This window comes from Candidatus Nitrotoga sp. BS (genome assembly GCF_927797785.1).
GTDB lineage: Bacteria > Pseudomonadota > Gammaproteobacteria > Burkholderiales > Gallionellaceae > Nitrotoga.
Map to the genome: position 1 here is coordinate 38,111 of NZ_CAKMLL010000056.1, position 20,333 is coordinate 58,443.

15 protein-coding genes are annotated in these 20,333 nt (G+C 53.3%); 8 read left to right on the forward strand and 7 right to left on the reverse strand.

What is annotated here, in order from left to right:
• Positions 1 to 10: 10 nt before the first annotated feature.
• The gene (locus MJ769_RS06160) at positions 11 to 244 is read left to right on the forward strand and encodes a hypothetical protein (RefSeq protein ID WP_239235259.1); all 234 of its coding nucleotides are present in this window, start codon (positions 11 to 13) and stop codon (positions 242 to 244) included.
• A 10-nt stretch (positions 245 to 254) separates the two neighbouring features.
• Here the strand turns inward: MJ769_RS06160 and MJ769_RS06165 are convergent, their stop codons facing one another.
• The 3 genes from MJ769_RS06165 to MJ769_RS06175 form a co-directional block, all read right to left on the reverse strand.
• Positions 255 to 980 carry a c-type cytochrome gene (locus tag MJ769_RS06165; RefSeq protein ID WP_239235261.1) on the reverse strand — a complete coding sequence of 242 codons (726 nt, stop codon included), beginning with the start codon at positions 978 to 980 and terminating at the stop codon, positions 255 to 257.
• Between the two features lie 359 nt (positions 981 to 1,339).
• Entirely contained in the window at positions 1,340 to 1,879 is a 540-nt protein-coding gene (locus MJ769_RS06170; protein ID WP_239235263.1) for a DUF2147 domain-containing protein, read from the reverse strand.
• Positions 1,852 to 2,616, reverse strand: coding sequence for an aspartyl/asparaginyl beta-hydroxylase domain-containing protein (locus MJ769_RS06175; protein ID WP_239235265.1), 765 nt, complete (start codon positions 2,614 to 2,616; stop codon positions 1,852 to 1,854). Before MJ769_RS06175 ends, MJ769_RS06170 begins: the two co-directional genes overlap by 28 nt.
• 713 nt (positions 2,617 to 3,329) lie before the next feature.
• Between MJ769_RS06175 and MJ769_RS06180 the strand changes: the two genes are divergently transcribed.
• From MJ769_RS06180 to MJ769_RS06200, 5 genes are all read left to right on the forward strand, one after another.
• Entirely contained in the window at positions 3,330 to 4,496 is a 1,167-nt protein-coding gene (locus MJ769_RS06180; protein WP_239235267.1) for an N-acetyltransferase, read from the forward strand.
• Positions 4,497 to 4,758: 262 nt separating this feature from the next.
• The gene (locus MJ769_RS06185) at positions 4,759 to 6,012 is read left to right on the forward strand and encodes an MdtA/MuxA family multidrug efflux RND transporter periplasmic adaptor subunit (RefSeq protein ID WP_239235269.1); all 1,254 of its coding nucleotides are present in this window, start codon (positions 4,759 to 4,761) and stop codon (positions 6,010 to 6,012) included.
• 27 nt (positions 6,013 to 6,039) lie between these two features.
• Positions 6,040 to 9,186, forward strand: a complete 3,147-nt coding sequence (locus tag MJ769_RS06190) for an MdtB/MuxB family multidrug efflux RND transporter permease subunit (protein ID WP_239235271.1) — start codon at positions 6,040 to 6,042, stop codon at positions 9,184 to 9,186.
• Positions 9,187 to 9,196: 10 nt separating this feature from the next.
• Positions 9,197 to 12,322: an efflux RND transporter permease subunit gene (locus MJ769_RS06195; RefSeq protein WP_239235273.1), complete on the forward strand. Its 3,126-nt coding sequence runs from the start codon at positions 9,197 to 9,199 to the stop codon at positions 12,320 to 12,322.
• Positions 12,319 to 13,692: an efflux transporter outer membrane subunit gene (locus MJ769_RS06200; protein WP_256445692.1), complete on the forward strand. Its 1,374-nt coding sequence runs from the start codon at positions 12,319 to 12,321 to the stop codon at positions 13,690 to 13,692. Before MJ769_RS06195 ends, MJ769_RS06200 begins: the two co-directional genes overlap by 4 nt.
• A gap of 37 nt (positions 13,693 to 13,729) precedes the next feature.
• Here the strand turns inward: MJ769_RS06200 and MJ769_RS06205 are convergent, their stop codons facing one another.
• Positions 13,730 to 14,272 (reverse strand): phosphatase PAP2 family protein, encoded by a 543-nt coding sequence (locus MJ769_RS06205; RefSeq protein WP_239235277.1) that lies wholly within the window; start codon positions 14,270 to 14,272, stop codon positions 13,730 to 13,732.
• 186 nt (positions 14,273 to 14,458) lie between these two features.
• On the opposite strand from MJ769_RS06205, the gene MJ769_RS06210 reads away from it, so the two are divergent.
• Both MJ769_RS06210 and MJ769_RS06215 read left to right on the forward strand, forming a co-directional pair.
• Positions 14,459 to 15,145: a phosphatase PAP2 family protein gene (locus MJ769_RS06210; RefSeq protein WP_239235279.1), complete on the forward strand. Its 687-nt coding sequence runs from the start codon at positions 14,459 to 14,461 to the stop codon at positions 15,143 to 15,145.
• Between the two features lie 35 nt (positions 15,146 to 15,180).
• Positions 15,181 to 16,062, forward strand: coding sequence for a hypothetical protein (locus tag MJ769_RS06215; RefSeq protein WP_239235281.1), 882 nt, complete (start codon positions 15,181 to 15,183; stop codon positions 16,060 to 16,062).
• A gap of 120 nt (positions 16,063 to 16,182) precedes the next feature.
• On the opposite strand, the gene MJ769_RS06220 is transcribed toward MJ769_RS06215, so the two are convergent.
• From MJ769_RS06220 to MJ769_RS06230, 3 genes are all read right to left on the reverse strand, one after another.
• Complete coding sequence (locus MJ769_RS06220) at positions 16,183 to 17,280, reverse strand: glycosyltransferase family 4 protein (RefSeq protein ID WP_239235282.1); 1,098 nt, start codon at positions 17,278 to 17,280, stop codon at positions 16,183 to 16,185.
• Positions 17,281 to 17,404: 124 nt separating this feature from the next.
• Positions 17,405 to 18,505, reverse strand: a complete 1,101-nt coding sequence (locus tag MJ769_RS06225; RefSeq protein ID WP_239235284.1) for an SGNH/GDSL hydrolase family protein — start codon at positions 18,503 to 18,505, stop codon at positions 17,405 to 17,407.
• Positions 18,492 to 20,327, reverse strand: coding sequence for a carbamoyltransferase family protein (locus tag MJ769_RS06230; protein WP_239235293.1), 1,836 nt, complete (start codon positions 20,325 to 20,327; stop codon positions 18,492 to 18,494). Before MJ769_RS06230 ends, MJ769_RS06225 begins: the two co-directional genes overlap by 14 nt.
• Between the last annotated feature and the right edge of the window lie 6 nt (positions 20,328 to 20,333).

A 20,333-nucleotide genomic window follows, 5' to 3' on the forward strand; every position in this document is an offset into this window, starting at 1 on the left:
GTGAAAATTAATGGGATTTATAGAAGTGCTCTTCAATTGCCGTGAAGCTGTCGCTGCGTTACGTGCAGCACTCCGCACTTTGCGACTTATTGATTTTCTATCAATTGGTAAATACCACCAGCTTTATATGAGTTTCATCACACGTTCTGTGAATATGGTTTTAGAGGAGTCCGCCACGGTTTGCCCACTTTTAGTGGGCGGCGGCCGGAGCCTCAACCCACCTACTTTAGTAGGTGGTAGTTGAGTTCCATAGCTTATAGGGACAGCACAAATGTCACCAACTTCTCGATATCTTCATCTGATACCCGAGGAGAGTATGGGGGCATTGGGATTCCACCGGTCTCCTTCGTCCAGTTGCCCTTGCCGCCTGTCTTTACCTTGGTAATAAGACGTGCCTTGGCGTCAGGATCACCTTTGTAGCGGTTGCTTACGTCTTGCCATGCGGGGCCAACTAGCTTGGCTTCGATCTTGTGACAGACTAGACAGCCATTTTGTCTAGCTAAATCCAGCCCCGCCTCTCGATTCAACGCCTCACCCTCCGCACCTTTATGCACTGTAAGTGGCATTTCGGTCATCGTCGGAGAGGAGGGTTTGGAGGCAGCAGATTCTAGCCCTTTCTTTTCCAGCACCTTTTCCTTTGTGGGTGTGAGCACTGGTTGCCCAGTAGTAACTGGAGAGTTTTGTTTTAAGCTGGGTGCTTTTTTAGGGCTAACCAACTCATTTTTTATGTCGTCATTCGTCTTTGGTAGTTTGCCTGTTTTTTCAGGCGGTGTTGGAGTAACAACCGTCGACGCGGGCAATGGCATTTCCGATACCTTGTCCTCCGTGGGGGAGGCCGTTGGCGGATCGGTGATAACGGGAGTGTTGTGCTCAACTACAGGTGGCGATACTGGGGCAACAGTGGGTTCTTTTTCACTCTTATCTCCGCAAGCCGATAACATCAGTACGGCAATGGCAATAACAATTCTAGACTGTTTCATAATCAACCTCATTTTTTGTGTATTCATTCCCTGTCTTTGGAAGCGGCGTTCGATAGCGGCTATTAGATGGCAAGGTGCATACTTTGAATATGAGCACAATTGATATGAATTAGCAATGGTTGCTGCCAATTACTACATCCTTGTGATCTTTAGTTGGCACTATACTTGTCGATACGGCCAAGTAAGGCTATGAACGCCCATTTCCCTTAACGGCATCTAAGCAAAAAAATAATAGTGGTATGAACTATCACTAACTCAGAGAAGAACCATCTGTCATGAAAATTGCGATAGTTGGCACCGATTGGGCAATGGAGGATTTGTTGTTGGCAGTGTGAACCGAACGCCACTTGAGAGAGCAATCAGACGCATCGCTCCATATTTTCTTGCGGACGTACCCATTTTACGGTTTTGCCAAAAAGTGATATGCCGACGTAACCTCGAATTTTGAGCGTGCCGTCGTTCTCCAGGCTGAGGGTGCCGTTGAAGGTGCGGCCGTCGCTCGGATTATAGATTTTGCCCGCGCTCCAAGTGTTGCCCTTCTCGCGCCGAAAGCTGTTCAGAATCGCCAACCCGCACAGTGGGCGGTCGCGCAGCGTAGCGTCAGGATTATTCGAGTCTCGCTTGGGGTGGCCGCTGGCCGACAGCAGCTTCTTCAGCCAGTAGATGCGCCCGCAAAGCAGGCCATTGCAATCTTCGATCCAGACGGCCACCATTCGTTTGTCATCTTCGACCCATGGACCGCGAATATCATCGCTGGTGATAAGCTCAGACGCGCCGACGGCGGGCGCTGTCAGCACAAATGCCAGCAGCAGCGCAGCCAGTGCACGAGCAAGTGAGCGCAGTACGTCCCGCTCAGAGTCGCCGTTCCGGGTCAACGCCGCGTGTGCTCGCGATTCCATGCGGCCAAGTTCTTCAGCGGTTGCTTGACGTAGGTGCTGGCCTGGATCAAGCGCACGATCAGGCGATTGACCAGCGTACCGACGCGATCCATCGGTCGGTCGATGTCGATGAACAGCACGGCGCGAGTCTCGTCGGTATCGTTGCGCACCTCGTGCTCGTAAGTATCATCAAATAGTACTACTTCGCCTTCTTTCCAATTCAGAATCTGGTCGTCCACTCGAATCCAGACGTTCTGCCAATCTTTGGGTACCTTAAGCCCGAGATGTGCGCGCACCACCGCGCGTGTGGGACCTTTGTGCGGTTCGATGTGATAGCGTGGCGCCAGGATCGAGAACATGGCAGTCCGCATACCCGGCAACGAATCGAGCACAGCGGCCGTGCGCGGACACAGTGCACAGTTTTCGTCCACGCGCCGGTCATAGATGTAAAAAGCAAAAGTTTTCCAGTTGTTGCCCTTGGAGATACGTTTTTGGTCTGGCGATAACTGATGAAAAGTGGGAATATCCTCAGGATGTTCAAGCAAGGCGTCGAGCTCGGCGCGAATATCGCGCCATGCGCCTTCGACTTGAGTCACCCAGGCAAACTCGGTGTTGGCAATCACTGGCGTCGTGCTAACCAGTGAATGGCGCGCCTGAAAGCGTCCCAGACAACGCAGCAGATGTTTGCCGCACTTGACAACCGGGCGACGCCACCAAGGCGCTGGATCCGGAATTGTGGTGGCGGTGGTCGTATTCATTGGAATTCCCGATCAAAGTGAGGTGACGACTCTTTATTCTCTCCGTAAATTGACCGTGGATCAAGACGAGTCCATGATTGAGCGCGATCTACTGTTGACATTAAAGATTGAAAAATACCCGCTTGATTATCCTGTTGAAGCATGTGGCCTGAAATATGCATAAATTACAAAGTAACAATTTGATGCAACACGGTTTTAAAAAAATTGTGCAAGAAATGACTGTTCGAACTCGCACTGCTGCCAATTCTACCCCAGAATAACTCTGATTTCCTGCTGCTGCACAATCCACGCCGACTTCACTGACTGGGATAAATACTTTGTGCCCAAGTGCATCACTACTTTCCGCCGTATCGCCATATTGGTCTGATTTGTCGCCTGACCAAGGTCATTAACTGCTTTCTGTCATCCCAGCCCCATCACACTCCCTGCGTGATTTACTGACGCTGCGCACTGTTAAATCTCTGAATACTGAAAAACTCTTCATTATTCTTCCAACGAAAAACAAAATTATGGGGGGTTGGTCAAAATTTCAGTCAAGCTTTATTAAAAAACAGGTGTTTTCTGTCAGACATTATATAATCGCCCGTCGTCAGATTAGCCGGTCAGTCGGCCAAAACCGATATCCCAGAGATGTATATAGAACTTCCCTTTACTTTTGATATGTACATGGAGAAATCGCAAGCATCATTTTTGCCAGTTGTCTCAAGTTTTCAATGACCGTAAACCACAACCCGAGCGAGGCTGCACCGCTGCGTATTATTCCGGTTTCCGGAAAGGCGGATTTAGACCAGTTCATCCGCATTCCAAATATTATTCTTGGATCCGACCCTGCATGGATCTCGCCGCTGTTGATTGAGCGTCGCATGCATCTCTCAGCCAAGAGCAATCCGTACTTCCAGCACGCTCGATGGCAGGCATGGATCGCCTGGCGTGGTGAGCAGCCAGTGGGACGGATCAGCGCCCAGATTGACGAGTTGCATCTGGCGCAGCATGGCGACGCGACCGGCTTCTTCGGGATGCTGGATGCCGAGAACCAGGGAGAAACATTCGCGGCACTGCTTAGTACCGCCGAACAATGGCTGCGCGATCAAGGCATGCGCTGCGTGCGCGGGCCTTTCAACCTTTCAATCAATGAGGAAATGGGGCTGTTGGTCGACGGTTTCGACACACCTCCGGCATTCATGATGGGGCATGCCTTGCCATATTACGGGGGGCGCATCGAACAATGCGGATACCATAAGGAAAAAGACACGTTGGCGTACATGATCGCTCCGAATTTCGAAGCGCCTGCCGTTATGCAGCGGCTGGTCGCAGCATCCGCGCATCGCGTGCGGGTGCGCCCACTTGATCGAAAACGCTTCGATGACGAAATCTCTCTGTTGCGCGACATATTCAACGATGCCTGGGCGGGAAACTGGGGTTTCGTGCCCATCACCGCCGCCGAATTCCACGATCTTGGCCAAAACCTTCGCTTTCTCATTGCCCCAGAATTGATACAAATTGCCGAAGTCGATGGCGAGGCCGCCGCCTTTATCGTCGCTCTTCCCAACATCAACGAGGCGATTCGCGGGCTCGGCGGCAAACTGCTCCCGACCGGCTGGTTAAAGCTCCTGTGGCGCCTCAAAGTGCGCTTTCCCAGCACTGCCCGTGTGCCGTTGATGGGCGTCAAGTGCAAATTTCAACGCACCCGTCTCGGACCTGGACTGGCTTTTCTCGTCATTGATGCGGTGCGGGCACAATTGCACAGCCGCGGCGCCAAGCAGATCGAGCTGTCCTGGATACTGGAAGACAACGCGGGCATGCGCAGCATCATCGAGTCGATCGGCGGCCACGCCTACAAGCGTTACCGTGTTTACGAGCGGCAACTTTGCGAGCACTGAGCAGCAGGTGGGACGTCATTGAGCTTGCCGCTTATCACCATCGGAACGACTAAACTATGGTCGCGTAGGGGCTCAATATTTTTATCCGGACATGAGTCTGACCTGCAGGATTTAATTAGAGTGTGCCCTAGGGAAGGCTGGCTCTTCTGGAAAACCGCAGTTCCTGCTATATTGTCGCGATTTACAATAACCTTCCTCCAGACTTTAGTGCGTCCAAGGGCCGGAAAAATTAGACTTCCAATTTATGCCTATCAACAACCCCGTGACAACAAATTCTGACCCCACCAGTCCGTCTTTAGGTAAGCCTGTCTCCAGATTAGGGCATCGGTGGTCGAAACGCTGGATCGTGATTACCTCGATTCTCTGTCTGGTAGTGGGGGGCAGCGCAATCTGGTATGCCAGTTCTCATCGGGGCGACTCCGCGACGACAGTCAATAATCGAGATGCGGGAAAGCCGGGGGGTAGCAGCAGTTCTTTGCCTCCCGCGACGCCTGTCGTTGTCGCTCCCGTGCGCCAAGGCGACCTCGACATCTATCTGTTCGCGATCGGCACCGTCACGCCGCTCAACGTTGCCGTGGTTCGCCCGCGCGTGGATGGCCAGATCATAAGCATTGCATTCAATGAGGGTCAGCTAGTCCAAAAGGGCGATCTGTTGGCTCAAATAGACCCCCGCCCATTCAAGACGCAGCTCACGCTCGCTGCTGGGCAATTGGCACGCGATCAAGCGCTACTTGGCAACGCGCGGGCCGATCTCAAACGCTATCGTGCGCTGCTTGCGCTGGATTCTATTTCCGACCAACTAGTCGATACACAGGCGTCACTGGTGCGGCAACACACGGCCACAGTGCAAGCCAGCCAAGGCGGAGTTAATAATGCAAAGCTGCAACTCTCGAATACCCAGGTTATCGCGCCTATCACTGGACGGGTAGGTTTGCGCCGGGTAGGCCCAGGCAACATCGTACACACATCAGATACTGATGGCCTCGTGGTAATCACGCAGTTGCAGCCAGTCGGCGTTATATTCGCGATTCCGGAAGATGCCTTGCCGCAAGTGATAAAGCGGCTGCGCACCGGTGATCTCATTCCGGTTGATGCCTACGACCGCGCCCAGAAAGAAAAGCTGGGCACGGGTCGATTGCTGGCTGCGGACAACCAGATTGACACCACAACCGGCACCATCAAGCTGAAGGCTGAGTTTCCCAATGCAGACGACACGCTCTTTGCCAACCAGTTCGTCAACGTGAGGATGCCCGTCGAGGTGCGTCGAAAAGCGACCCTGGTGCCGACGGCGGCGATACAGCGTGGATCGGCTGGGACGTTCGTTTATGTCGTCAAGGATGACCACACGGTCGCCGTGATTCCAGTGAAAACCGGACCCACGCAAGGTGAAGTTACCGTGATCGACAGTGGTGTGTCCTCAGGCGCAATGGTTGTGATAGGTGGCGCGGATAGGCTTCGTGCAGGAGTGAAGGTTGATATTGTCGCGCACAATTCACGTGCCAACAGTGGTGTCTGAGCGCCTGAATCGCGGCGTCGCTTGGCCATGAACCCTTCGCGTCTGTTCATCCTCCGTCCGGTGGCAACCTCGCTGCTGATGGTGGCTATCTTGCTCGTTGGCCTGTTTGCCTATCGAGTGTTGCCACTGTCGGCACTGCCCAAGTTTGATTACCCGACCATTCAAGTGGTGACACTGTACCCGGGCGCGAGTCCGGAGGTGGTTACCTCGACCATTACAGCACCGCTTGAACGACAGTTTGGTCGGATGTCGGGTCTGAATCAGATGTCCTCGACCAGCTCGGGCGGAGCCTCGATCATCACGCTGCGGTTCAGCCTTGATCTGGCACTTGATGTCGCCGAGCAGGACGTGCAGGCAGCCATTAACGCAGCCGCTAACCTGCTACCGTCGGATCTGCCCCAGTTGCCGATTTACAACAAAGTAAATCCCGCTGATACACCAATCATGACGCTGGCCTTAACCTCGCCCACGTTGCCGCTGCCAGAAATTCGGCGCCTGGTTGACACCCGGCTTGCGGCCAATATTTCGCAGTTGTCCGGCGTCGGACTCGTCAGCATCAACGGCGGACAGCGGCCAGCCATCCGCATTCAGGCTAATCCAAAAATTCTTGCCGCCTACAGGCTTTCGCTTGAGGATATGCGCATTGCGATCAGCAATGCCAACTCGAACCAAGCTAAAGGCAGCTTTGACGGACCCACGCAGGCATCCACCATTGATGTCAACGACCAGCTCAAATCAGTCAACGAATTCAAGGCCATGATCATCGCCTATCGCAATGGTGCCGCGGTGCGGTTGGCTGATGTGGCAGAAGTCTTTGATGGAGCCGAAAATGAACGTCTCGCTGCCTGGGCCAACGAATCGGCGGCGGTGATCATTAACATTCAGCGTCAACCCGGTACCAACGTCATCGAAGTAGTTGATCGCATCAAAAAGTTGTTGCCTCGGCTGAAGGCTTCGCTGCCTGTCGCGGTCGATGTCACGATTTTGACTGACCGCACCGAAACTATTCGCGCCTCGGTACATGACGTGCAGCTTGAGCTGCTGCTCGCAGTGGTGCTTGTGGTGATGGTCATTTTTCTATTTCTGCGCAATGTGGCCGCGACCCTGATTCCTGCCGTGGTGGTGCCGCTGTCGCTCATTGGCACCTTCGCCGTGATGCACTTGGCCGGTTTCTCAATCAACAATCTTACCCTGATGGCGCTCATCGTCGCCACCGGTTTCGTGGTGGACGATGCGATTGTGATGATCGAGAACATCATGCGTTACATCGAGGCTGGTGAGCCACCGCTAAAAGCCGCGATCAAGGGCGCGCGCCAAATTGGTTTCACCATTGTGTCGTTGTCGCTGTCACTGATTGCAGTGTTGATTCCACTGTTGTTCATGGGCGACGTGGCGGGTCGTCTGTTCCGGGAATTCGCGATCACTCTGTCGGTGGCCATCCTGATCTCAGCTGTGGTGTCGTTGACGCTGACGCCGATGATGTGCGGGCGGTTGCTGCGTCATATCCCCGCGCAACAGCATGGACGCTTGTTTCATGCCAGCGGTGCATGGTTTGATCGCGTGATTGCCCGCTATGGTCGCATGCTGAAGTGGGTGCTCGACCGCCAGAGCCTGACCCTGCTGGTAGCGCTGGCCACGCTGGCACTGACGGTACTCTTGTATATATTTATTCCCAAAGGTTTTTTTCCGATCCAGGATACTGCGGCAATTCAGGGCATTTCGCAGGCGCCGGCAAACATTTCTTTTGCCGCCATGGCCGAGCGTCAGCAGGCACTCGGCCGCGTGATCCTGAGCGACCCGGCTGTTCAAAGCCTCTCATCGTTCATTGGCGTGGACGGCAGCAACCCGACATTAAACAGTGGCCGTTTCCTTATTAACCTCAAACCTTTGTCACAGCGCGACGGCAACGCCAGCAACGTGATTCGGAGACTGCGGGTTGCGCTCGTCCAGGTTGATGGGATCAAGCTGTACATGCAGCCGATACAGGATCTCACCATCGAAGATCAGGTCAGTCGCACCCAGTATCAGCTTTCGTTGACGGATGCCGACGCCGAAGTGCTGCGCAAATGGGTGCCACGACTGGTCGAGCGGCTGCGTGGCAAACCACTGCTGGCTGACGTGATCAGTGACCAGCAAGAAGGTGGGCTGCAGGCGCACGTCGAGATTGACCGCGCCCTTGCAGACAGCTTTGGTATCACGCCAACGGCCGTGGATAACGCGCTATATAACGCGTTTGGCCAACGACAGGTGGCCACTCTGTTCACTCCTACTCACCAGCAGCGCGTCGTGCTCGAGGTCAAGCCCGAGTTTCGCAACGGCGTGGATGCCCTCGACAACCTTTACTTCAGCGCAGAAAATGGCGCAGCAGGGATACAAAACCCAAGCCAGTCGCGGCAAATTCCGCTGTCGTCAATTGCTCGGGTAAGCGAGCGCAGCGCACCGCTGATCATCACCCGCATCGACCAGTTTCCAGCGGCCACGATCTCGTTCAATCTCGCGCCGGGCGCGTCACTGGGCGAGGCGGTCAAGGTGATCGAGGCCACACAGCGAGAGCTTGGTTTGCCGGCCAGCGCGCAACTGAAATTTCAAGGCTCGGCACTGGCGTTTCGAGCTTCGCTGGCCAGTCAGTTGTGGCTAATCCTGGCCGCGATCCTCACCGTCTATATTGTGCTGGGTGTGCTCTATGAGAGCTACATTCACCCGGTCACGATCCTGTCGAGTTTACCCTCGGCCGGTGTTGGAGCATTGCTTGCGCTGATGTTGTCTGGGAACGAGCTCGGCGTAATTTCGATTATCGGTATCATCCTGCTGATCGGCATCGTCAAAAAGAACGCAATCATGATGATCGACTTCGCGCTCGAGGTTCAGCGCGAGCAGGGCCTGACGCCGCGCGAAGCGATTTTCCAGGCTTGCCTGCTGCGCTTTCGGCCGATCATGATGACGACCATGGCCGCGCTGCTGGGTGCGTTACCGCTGATGATAGGTTGGGGCGTGGGTTCGGACTTGCGCCATCCGTTGGGCATAACGCTGGTCGGGGGGCTGATCGTGAGCCAGGTGTTGACCCTGTTCACCACACCGGTCATCTATCTAGCATTTGAGCGGCTGGCGCATCCGGCATCAGCGCTGCGGCCCGACTTGCGCACGGTCGCAGCGGTCAAAGGTGATCGCGTATGAGGCGCCTGGCATGAATCTCTCCGCGCCGTTTGTCAATCGGCCCGTCGCCACCACGTTGCTCACTATTGGCCTGATACTGGTAGGTGCACTTGCTTTTCTGCTGCTTCCGATCTCGCCGCTGCCTAGCGTTGATATCCCGACCATCAAGGTTTCGGCATCCTTACCGGGGGCGAGTCCGGAAACCATGGCAGCGGCAGTGACCTTGCCACTGGAGCGCTCGCTTGGACGTATCTCAGGCATCACTGAAATGACATCAAGTAGCGTGCTCGGTTCAGCGCGCATCGTGCTGCAATTTGACCTTGATCGCGACATCAATGGCGCAGCTCGCGACGTTCAGGCAGCGCTCAATGCAGCCAGCAGTCAGTTGCCAGCAGGTATGTCAGCCAATCCGGACTACCGAAAAGTGAACCCAGCTGATGCGCCGGTCATGATCCTGGGTTTGACCTCCAATACCATGACCCAAGGGCAGATATACGACGCAGCCTCGACCATCATCGCCCAGAAACTGTCGCAGCTTAAGGGCGTGGGCGAGGTCGAAATCGGTGGCAGTTCATTGCCGGCGGTGCGGGTTGAACTCAACCCCCAAGCCCTGCATCAATACGGCATTGGATTTGACAACGTGCGCACGGCCATCGCTGCGGCAAACTCGAATCTGCCTCAAGGCGCGCTGGAAAACGGCGAGCGGCACTGGCAAGTTTCCAGCAATGGGCAGGCACGCAGTGCCGCCGAGTACCTGCCGGTAATCATGGGGTACAGCAACAGTGGCGCGTCTGTGAAACTTGCCGACGTAGCCAACGTTGTTAATTCAGTGCAGGATTTACGCAACGCGGGTTCGGCCAACGGTAAGCCTGCGGTACTGGTGATCATCAAGCGCGAGCCCAATGCCAACATCATCGAGACCGTCCGCAGCGTCACCAAGCTCCTGCCGACGCTGCGGACGTCGGTTCCGGCAGCGATTGACGTCGCGGTGATGATGGAGCGCACCTCCACTGTGCGCGCCTCGCTGCGCGATGCTGCTTACACGTTGGTGCTGGCGGTGATCCTGGTAATCCTGGTGGTGTTGCTGTTCCTGCGCAACGGCCGCGCTGCACTCATTCCCGGCGTTGCGGTGCCGGTGTCCATGATTGGCACTTTCGCCGTGATGTATCTGCTGGACTTCAGCCTCAATAACTTGTCGCTGATGGCGCTCACCATTGCCGTCGGCTTCATCGTTGACGACACCATCGTGGTTCTCGAAAATGTCTCGCGGCATATCGAGAACGGCGTCTCTCCCAAGCAAGCCGCGCTGATCGGAGCCAAGGAAGTCGGTTCCACGGTGTTGGCAATGTCTCTGGTGCTCATTGCTGTTTTTATTCCGATGCTGTTCATGGGCGGGTACGTTGGACTTTTCGTGCGTGAGTTCGTGGTCACGTTGGTGGTGGCCGTTCTGATCTCGCTGGTGGTTGCGCTCACCACCGCGCCGATGATGTGTGCCCGGCTGCTTAAATCAACGGAAACAGAAGGCCGGCATGGCCGTCTCTACCAATGGAGCGAGCGTGGGTTTGCGGCGCTGCTGCGCACCTATGAGCGCAGTTTGGTGTGGACGCTCGGGCATGCACCGCTCACGATGCTTATCTTGCTGGCCACCATATGTCTTAATGTCTATCTCTATGTCATTATTCCCAAGGGTTTCTTTCCAAATCAGGATACCGGCCAGCTCACCGGACGCATTCAGGGCGACCAGAGCATTTCCTTCCAGTTGATGCAGAAAAAACTGGCCGATTTCATCGACATCGTGCGCGCTGACCCCGCAGTCGAAAACGTCGTGGGCTACACTGGCGGCGCCCAGCGCAACACCGGATCTGTGTTCGTTACGCTTAAACCGCTATCCGAAAGAAAGGAAAGCGCCGACAAGATTGTGACCCGCTTGCGCGCCCGGCTCGCCAACGAGCCGGGCGCCACCCTCATCCTCAACCCGGTGCAAGATATACGCGTCGGTGGCCGCCAGAGCCGCTCATCGAATCAGTACACAATCCAGGCCGATGACCTCGACGAGCTGCGATTGTGGGAGCCGCGCATTCGCCAGGCGCTGGCGCAACAGCCGGAGCTGCTTGATGTTGACACCGACGACCAGAGCAAGGGACTGCAGACTTCGCTTATCGTTGATCGCGACGCGGCAGCGCGTCTGGGCATTAGCCCCAAACAGATCGACACGGTGCTCAACGATGCCTTTGCCCAGCGGTCAGTCTCAACTATCTACGTACCGTTAAACCAGTACCGCGTGGTGATGGGCGTCGCTCCCGAATATGGGCAGTCGGCCGAGGCACTCGATCGCCTTCTGATCAGCGGCCCGGAGGGAAAACAGGTGCCCTTGTCGATTCTGGCACGCCATACGCAAACCGAAACCTCGCTCCAGGTCAATCATCATTCCCAGCTCGCCGCCTCGACGATTTCGTTCAACTTACCCAAAGGGGTGTCGCTGTCGAAGGCAACGCAGGTGATCGAGCGCACCATGCGCGAAATCGGCGTGCCCACCTCGGTGCGTGGCGGCTTCCAGGGGTCGGCGCGTGCTTTCCGAGAGGTGCTTGACAACCAGCCCATTCTCATCCTCGCGGCCTTTCTTACCCTGTATATTGTTCTGGGCGTCCTCTACGAAAGTCTGATACATCCGCTGACCATCCTTTCGACGCTGCCGTCCGCCGGTGTCGGCGCGCTGCTTGCTCTGATGCTGTTCCGTACTGACTTCAGCGTCATCGCGATGATCGGCATCTTCATGCTGATCGGCATTGTCATGAAGAATGCCATCATGATGATAGACTTTGCGCTTGATGCTCAACGAAGTTCAGCGGTGGCGCCGCGCGAGGCGATATTCCAGGCATGTCTCATGCGCTTTCGGCCGATACTGATGACTTCCCTGGCGGCGCTGCTCGCCGCGATTCCACTGGCATTGGGCCATGGTGATGGTGCCGAGATGCGCCAGCCTTTAGGCATAGCGATCGGGGGCGGATTGATCATGAGCCAGTTGCTGACTCTTTACACCACGCCGGTCGTCTATCTTTATCTCGACCGCTTCTACATCTGGGCGCGCAGTCTGTGGCAACGCCGGTACTCACGTCCCGCTAAATCCTTCTCACCTGTTACTGACCCGATGCTATGACTATCATAAACAGAACCTCAATCCTGCATGCTTTGGCCCTTACCTGTTTCGCGACGATCAACACCGCCTGCACGGTGCTCGGGCCGGACTATGTGCGACCGCCCATGGACGTGCCTGCTGCTTACAAAGAGGCTTCCGGATTGACCGCACCGCAGGCGCGCAACGTTTCGGCCGACGAACACTGGTGGATACCCTACGATGACAGCCAACTCAATGAGCTGATCGTTCAGGTTGAGTCTCGAAATTACTCGCTCCAAGCCATGGAGGCACGGGTGCGGCAGGCTCAATCGCTCACCGATGCAGCACGGGCAGCGCAGTTCCCGACACTAAGCTGCTGTACCAACCTGAGCCCCAGGACTGTCGGAAGCACCAGCGATTTAGGCCTGTTTGCGGTCTGGGAGATCGACCTATGGGGTCGCATCCGGCGCAATATCGAGGCCAGCGGCGCGGCCGCCCAGGCGAGCGCGGCCGACCTCGCAGCAGCAACGCTGTCATTGCAGGCGCAACTTGCACAAAACCACTTCCTGTTGCGGGTGCAGGATGCTGAGATCCGTTTATTGCAAGACACAGTCACCTCCTACAAACAATCATTACAGATCACGCGCAATCAACACACGGAGGGCGTCGCCTCCCGAGGCATTATCTTGCAGGCACAAGCCCAGCTTGGCGCCGCACAGGCGCAGATGCTTGATGCACGTGTGGCACGAGCCCAGTTAGAACACGCCATAGCGGTGCTTATTGGGAAAGCACCGGCTGACTTTTCTTTTGCTGTTGCGCCTATCGTCGAAAAGGTGCCCGTAATACCGCCCGCGCTGCCTTCCGATTTACTGGAACGGCGACCCGACATTGCCGCAGCCGAGCGGCGAATGGCAGCGGCCAGCGCACAAATTGGCGTGGCCAAGGCGGCGGCCTACCCTTCGGTCAGCCTCCTCGCCGGCTTGAGTATCCATCGAGGTGTCGTGGGTCCAAATGTGTCAATACCGCTACTCGGCACTGGTGCTATCCGCGCACAGAGTACGAAAGCTGAAGCCGCCTACGACGAGGCCGTCGCCAACTACCGGCAGACGGTGCTCAACGGTTTACGCGAAGTGGAAGACAATCTGGTTGTGTTGCAAATTCTCGAAGAGGCCACGACAGCACAGTCTATAGCGGTTAAAGCGGCGCGCGAGTCGGCGGTGATCACGTATAACCAATATCGTAATGGCATCGTCAACTATCTATCTGTGATCGTGGCACAGACCACAGCGCTCGAAAATGAACGCGCCGCATTGAGCCTTCTTGGCCGCCGCCTGGTCGCGAGTGTGACCTTAATCAAGGCCTTGGGTGGCGGCTGGGGGTCAACCGCACCTAAAGCAACGGAAAAATTTTAATCTAACGCAGATTCACAAGCCGCAAATAGCCCAACCGTTACCACTGCATCCCCACCAGCACGCCGGCACTCTTGCTGTCGGCCCAGGGCACCAATTGCACTTTATTGTTGAACGCATCAGTGAAGAACCAGCCACTACTGGTGCCTATTACAGCGCCAGCGACAACATCGTACCAGTGATGCTTTCTGGCATCCACGCGAGCGTATGCGGTGAGAGTGGCCAGTGCGTAAGCGGGAACACCGGTCTGCCAACCGTAACGACGATACATGGTAGTCGCAGAGGCAAACGCCAAAGTGGCGTGCCCTGACGGGAAGCTGTTATTGTCGCTGTGATCGGGGCGCTGCTCATGTATTACCGCCTTGCCCAGGATTGCCACCCCCTGGGCAGTACCGAGACTATAGGCCGCCTGGCGAAACCCCTGCCAGTCATCGCGTACCGCCGGTAGCACCAGAGCAGCACCAGCCAAGGAGTAGACTCCAAAATCGCTGATGTTGCCCCATTGCTTATTGTTGACCGCCTGCGCCGAAGGAGTGAGGCCTAATATCAGTAAAAATATTGCCGCAAACAAACGAGCGTCCATGGCCGACTCCTTTTAAAATTGAAAGTGCCGAGCATCGCCGCCATCGGCAGCGAATCATACATAAAATTACTACGGAGGGCATCACGCAGATCTATGTATTTTGGCAACACCCGTACTTTATACTGCCGAGTAAAACACACTATTCTGACGAGCAGCTTTATGAAGGGTATGACCGAATGATGCTTTATGAAAACTGACTGCATCCGCGCAATGCGCCTGTGGTGGTGGCTGCCACTGCTTATGTTGATGGCCACCATCGCGTGCGGCATTGCGCTGACTCATTACGGCCCGGCCGGTTTTGATGAACCACTGCTGCTGTGGTTTCGTGTCAGCGGCGATATCGGGCAGCTGGCCGGTCCGCAATGGGCTGCTGCATTTTGGATAGGCTTGACCTGGCTGGGTGATACAGCGCCACGTATCGTCATCGCTAGCTTGACGATACTCGGGCTGCTGATTCTGCGCCGCTGGCACAGTGCTTTGTTCATGGCCGGTATTTTGCTCAGCGGCATCGCGCTGTCAACCACGCTCAAGTTCTGGGTGGGTCGGCCAAGACCGCAATTGGTCACGCATCTGGATCATATCAACTCTCTGAGTTACCCCAGCGGCCATGCCCTGAACAGTACGCTGTTCTATTTGACGGTGGCATTGATGCTGTCCCCACTTTTGTCACGGCGCGCGGCGCGCTGGACCCTGTACGCTGTTGCAACAATTCTGTCATTGGCGACCGGTGTATCGCGTATTGCCCTAGGTATTCACTACCCGACCGACGTGATTGCCGGCTGGGTCATCAGCGTCGCGTGGGTGTGGCTGTGGTTTGCCGTAGCCATGCATTATTGGCCAAAGGCGCTGCCCCAGTCATCATCCAACCCGTAGCCGCGCTCGGTCAGGATATAAAAATCAGGAGCGTGATGAAATTGAATCGCTGTGCCAATGAGGCCACAACCAAGACGAAGCTCGACGAGCCCCATTTTTCAGCAGAGCAATGCGACGCGCTCTTTGCAGCTGTGCTTGTGCATGATGATATTTACCCGGATGCCAAGCTGCCCGATGCGATTCACCTTGATTACAGCCAGGAGCAGCTAATACAGTGCTACAGGATATGTAGGCAGCTATGGAAAGACAGTGTAGACCGGGAAGACTTGATCGAAATCATTAAAAAAATTTATCGTCATCATACCCTTAGTACTGAGGATCAACTCTCGTTCAAGTATCTGCGCGCCAAGATCAAGCACCTGCGTTTTGCGTATGCGGCTTTTGATGAAAGGCACCGCTATCCCCGGATGTTTCATTGGATGACTGCCATCATGGGCAGCCTGCAGGACGCTTTCAAAAACAAACAGTATGCCAGCGTGAAACGAATAGCCATTCTTGTTCTTTTTTTCTTGGCACGATTTCCTTATTTTCTGATCAACAAAGAAATAGATAAATTTCAGCCAAGTACAAATGAAAGCTTCCACCAGTACCTTCTTGACGAGATTAGCTTTATTCGCTTAAATCTTGCTAAAAAAGCAATCACCAGCAAGGAGTTTCACGAAGTACGCAAGGTCATCAGTCGGCTGGTGGCGCTCTACGACAACCTGAAAATTCTTTACCCTTCACCCTATCACGTCAGTATCTCGCAATATCTCAGCACTATCAACGGCCTGATGGGGTCCATGCACGACGAACTGATCATTAAAAAGTTTAAAAAAACACAGGACTATTACGCCGACGCGTTTGAGATGCCGGTGGAAATCAGGCAGCGGCTGGTGACGCTAACTGAAAGATATAAGGTGCCTTGTCTTGTCTAGCAGCCTGTCGGACTTAAAGGAAATCAGCTACAAATCTGCCCTCGCCCAGCCGAATTTTCGCTTAGATTTTTCAAATCCGACAGGCTGCTAGAAGCTTGATATTTTAGAGGTGCCCTGTGGTCAGTCCGCTAGCACGCCACGTGTGCGCAGACGTTCCAGTATGGATTTTCCCGCACGTTTGAATGCATCTGCACTATATAGTGGCAATACCCGCGCACGCGCGGCTTGTCCCATGGCGGCCAGGCGCTCCGGATGGCTTAAGGCCTCAGCCAATGCATTCGCGAGAGCGTTGACGTCACCTGGCGGCAACAGCCAGCCGCTGCGCTCGTGTTCCAGAGAATAGGGGATTTGTCCCACCGCCGACGCGATGACCGGCAGGCTTGCCTGCATCGCCTCATGTACCGCGATGCAAAAACCTTCCACGCGCGATGGTTGCAGATATAAATGCAAGCCAGCCAGAAAATCCTGCGGCTGATCAACAAAACCAATCAGGTGAACCTCCGTTATGCCACTGCGTTGCAATGAAGCAGTTATCGCTTCGCGGTCTCGTCCGTCACCAGCAATCTGAATTTCGAATGGTGTAGACGATTTGAAGCCTCGTTGCTTCAGTAGCACCAGCGCCTCTATCAGGAGATCATATCCTTTTTGCCTATGCAAGCGTCCCAGACACCCGAATCGCAGGGTTTCTCCCGGCTGCCACGGGCGTGCCTGTGGCGCATCAGGATTGACGGAAAATAAGGGCCACGATGCCATACGTTCTGGTGGCACACCGAAGCGTTTTGCAGTAATTTCCGTAACCATGTCCGAATCCCCGACCCACATCACAGGGCGTTTGCGCAAAGCATAGAACGGCAGCAATCGGGTCCATTTCAGGGTGGCGTTATGCTGCCAGCACACTACGGGTACCGAATATTTTTTTCCGAGCAGCAAACCAATGATGCTGGCGCGCGCCACCGAGGTCCAGATCAAATCCGGTTTGTAGGTAGCGATTTCATGATCCAGCCAGCGGTAGGCTGCCCAATGGTCTCGGTTACCCCCTTCGCGCACATGTACCTGCAATCCGTCTGCCAGCATCGGCGGCAGGGCACGCCCATCGCGCCGGGTAAGGGCAAACACCTCGACGTGCGCGCCAGCGTTGCGCAAGACTCGAGTGATCGCTGGTATCGGTAGCGGACCGCCGCTGCCTTCAAGTGAACTGGTAACGTATGCAATTTTCATGTTGAAATCTGTAAGCAATTGGGCAGCGATGATCGTATTGTAGCGTCTGCTTCCAATTTTCTGATGAGGACTGGTGTGGTTGGTAGTGCGCTACCCAGACTTTTGCTCTGCTGTAGCGTATCGCTTAATTATTTTTGTAGGTTTTCAAAAAGTCAGCAGCGATTAGTTGATTTCCGTTTTCATTGAAATGCATGTCACCGTGAAAAAAATTGTTGTTAATTACTTCTTTTTTGCTGGTTGACCTAATCATGTCAAAGAACGTTGGAAATGAGTTATAAAAATTCGTGCACTTGTCGGTGCAAAAGTTTCTCCATATTTTTACCTGATTGGATTCTTCAATATCGTAAAGAATCTGGCTAGGCCAAGGATAAACGCCAATCGAAAGCTTTATGTTATTTGTTTTGCACAAATCATATAGTTTTTGCATTACTTCAATTGATTTAGCGATGGATCCCTTGACGCCCAACTTACCGTACCCCTCATTTCTGTCATCGAAAGTCCAGGCAGCTCTTCTAAAATCACTTTGATAAACTGGGTCAGATAAATCCAGATAATCCACATGGTAATCATGATGCATAATTCCGAAAGCGGAAATGAGTCTATCCTGTAACCCTTTAAGGCCAAAATTCACTAATGGAAACATTTTTTGTTTACCTGTGTTCTCAATTGTATCCACTACCTTTCCGTCGACGATCACATAGTTAGCCTCATCCGCAATGTCACTAATATCAATATATACAACTACTTCATTGAATTTGTATCCATTTTCAAGAAAGTCTTTCAATTTCAGGTAATAAATGCTTGGCGAATATGACGCAGCACCAAGGTTTGCAATTTTTTTCCCCGGCAGTTTTTCCGCAATCAACCCAACAAAAGTCTTCTCATAGGGCAAGCCTAGACCTTCCGTAAAGCTGTCGCCCAGAAATCCGATGTCGATTTCCTTGTTGTCACTGACTGCTCCACATTTGGATTTTAAACCGTCAGAATTTGTGCAGAATCGGTATTCAGACTGGTTTCGACCTAACCCGTCATAATTTGCAGAAAGGGTGTGGTGGTAAACGGGATGGCGAATTTTTATCCCTCTCTCTGCATTATTTCTGGAACTAATCGGAGCTTGTTTAAGAATGGTATACCCTAGAAAATAATCAACCAATAACAGAAGAATGATACTCACCACCAAAACAATGAGACTTTCTTTAGCTGCTCTTGATTTAATCCAACTCATACGCATTTTTGTAATCCTTTATCAAAGACATGTCTTGATTTTTCTTTTCAAGAATACAATTTCCCACAGCCAAAAACTCAATGCCTGTTCCCATTAAGCAATTAAAAGCATCTTCTGGTGTGCAAACGATAGGCTCCCCTCTGACGTTAAAAGAGGTATTCACTATCACCGGACAGCCGGTAATTTCCTTAAATTTTGAAATCAAGGCATGATATTTTGGGTTGGTTTCTTTGTGTACCGTTTGGATTCTTGCCGAGTAGTCTACATGGGTGATGGCCGGGATTTCTGAACGTGGCACATTGAGTTTCTCAATACCAAACAATTTTCTCTGTTCTTCCGTCATTTCCAGTTGTTTCTCTTTGGACACCTCCGCCACTAACAACATGTAGGGGCTGTCTTTATCGAGCTGAAACCATTCAGCAACATCTTCTCTCAATACGCTTGGTGCAAAGGGACGGAAAGATTCTCTGTATTTGACTTTAAGGTTTAATTGCTTTTGCACCAGGGGTGAGCGAGGGTCGGCGATAATTGAACGCCCTCCCAGCGACCGCGGCCCAAACTCCATTCGGCCTTGATGCCAGCCCACTGCCTTACCATCCGCCAAAGCTTGAGCAGTCAAATTAATTAACGCTGTGTCACTGACAATTTCAAATTTTGCACCGGCAGCAGTTAACCGCTGTTCAATATCAGCCTGACTGTACTCAGGACCAAGATATGCACCCTTCATACTATCCCGAGCATCCACCTTTCGCGGTTGTTTAAGCATCAAATAATGAGCCGCGAGTGCCGCACCAACCGCACCACCTGCATCACCAGCGGCTGGCTGAATCCAGATATTGTCAAAGATGTTTTCGCCAAGAAGCTTGCCATTCGCCACACAATTCAGCGCAACACCACCGGCAAGGCACAAATTCTTTAACCCCGTTGATTGCTTAATCCCCCGCGCAAGCTTGATGACAACTTCTTCTGTGACGACTTGAATTGAAGCAGCAATATCCATCTCACGCTGGGTTAGGTCAGACTCAGCTTTTCTGGGAGGTGCACCAAATAGTTTGTCAAATTTATCGTTAGTCATTGTTAGACCGATACAATAGTTGAAGTAACTCATATCCAAATGGAAGGAGCCATCTTCTTTGATATCAATCAGATTGTCTTTGATGAGGTTGGCGAATCTGGGTTCACCATAGGGAGCCAAGCCCATGACTTTGTACTCACCGGAATTAACCTTGAATCCGGTGTAATAAGTGAGGGCGGAATAAAGAAGTCCCAGGGAATGAGGGAAGTGAATCTCATTTTTCACGGTAAGCGTATTACCACGACCAATAGCCAACGATGTGGTCGCCCACTCGCCCACACCATCCATCGTCAAAACTGCAGCGTCCTCAAACGGGGATGGGAAAAACGCCGATGCAGCATGACTTAAATGATGCTCAGAAAATAAGAGCTTCTTCGACCAATCTATCTCATTTCCACAGCACTCTTTTAGCGCTTTCAGAATGACAGACTTCTGAAATAGTTTATCTTTTATCCATACAGGTAACGATGTTGCGAAGCTGGTAAAACCCTTGGGTGCAAAGGCCAAATAAGTTTCAAATATCCGCTCAAATTTCAGAAAAGGCTTGTCATAAAAAACAACGTAATCGATCCCGCCTGCCGACAGTTTTGCTTCAGTCAGGCAGTATTTAATCGCATTAACAGGGAAAGCAGAATCATGTTTTTTTCTCGTAAACCGTTCTTCTTGAGCTGCCCCGATAATTTCCCCATCAACCAACAGGCAAGCGGCAGCGTCATGATAGTAAGCCGATATTCCTAAAATATTCATTGATCA

Bases quoted from the DNA above. Each gene is read 5' to 3' on its own strand.
- MJ769_RS06160 (WP_239235259.1), top strand. From the start codon at position 11: ATGGGATTTATAGAAGTGCTCTTCAATTGCCGTGAAGCTGTCGCTGCG.
- MJ769_RS06165 (WP_239235261.1), bottom strand. From the start codon at position 980: ATGAAACAGTCTAGAATTGTTATTGCCATTGCCGTACTGATGTTATCG.
- MJ769_RS06170 (WP_239235263.1), bottom strand. From the start codon at position 1,879: ATGGAATCGCGAGCACACGCGGCGTTGACCCGGAACGGCGACTCTGAG.
- MJ769_RS06175 (WP_239235265.1), bottom strand. From the start codon at position 2,616: ATGAATACGACCACCGCCACCACAATTCCGGATCCAGCGCCTTGGTGG.
- MJ769_RS06180 (WP_239235267.1), top strand. From the start codon at position 3,330: ATGACCGTAAACCACAACCCGAGCGAGGCTGCACCGCTGCGTATTATT.
- MJ769_RS06190 (WP_239235271.1), top strand. From the start codon at position 6,040: ATGAACCCTTCGCGTCTGTTCATCCTCCGTCCGGTGGCAACCTCGCTG.
- MJ769_RS06195 (WP_239235273.1), top strand. From the start codon at position 9,197: ATGAATCTCTCCGCGCCGTTTGTCAATCGGCCCGTCGCCACCACGTTG.
- MJ769_RS06200 (WP_256445692.1), top strand. From the start codon at position 12,319: ATGACTATCATAAACAGAACCTCAATCCTGCATGCTTTGGCCCTTACC.
- MJ769_RS06205 (WP_239235277.1), bottom strand. From the start codon at position 14,272: ATGGACGCTCGTTTGTTTGCGGCAATATTTTTACTGATATTAGGCCTC.
- MJ769_RS06210 (WP_239235279.1), top strand. From the start codon at position 14,459: ATGAAAACTGACTGCATCCGCGCAATGCGCCTGTGGTGGTGGCTGCCA.
- MJ769_RS06215 (WP_239235281.1), top strand. From the start codon at position 15,181: ATGAAATTGAATCGCTGTGCCAATGAGGCCACAACCAAGACGAAGCTC.
- MJ769_RS06220 (WP_239235282.1), bottom strand. From the start codon at position 17,280: ATGAAAATTGCATACGTTACCAGTTCACTTGAAGGCAGCGGCGGTCCG.
- MJ769_RS06225 (WP_239235284.1), bottom strand. From the start codon at position 18,505: ATGAGTTGGATTAAATCAAGAGCAGCTAAAGAAAGTCTCATTGTTTTG.
- MJ769_RS06230 (WP_239235293.1), bottom strand. From the start codon at position 20,327: ATGAATATTTTAGGAATATCGGCTTACTATCATGACGCTGCCGCTTGC.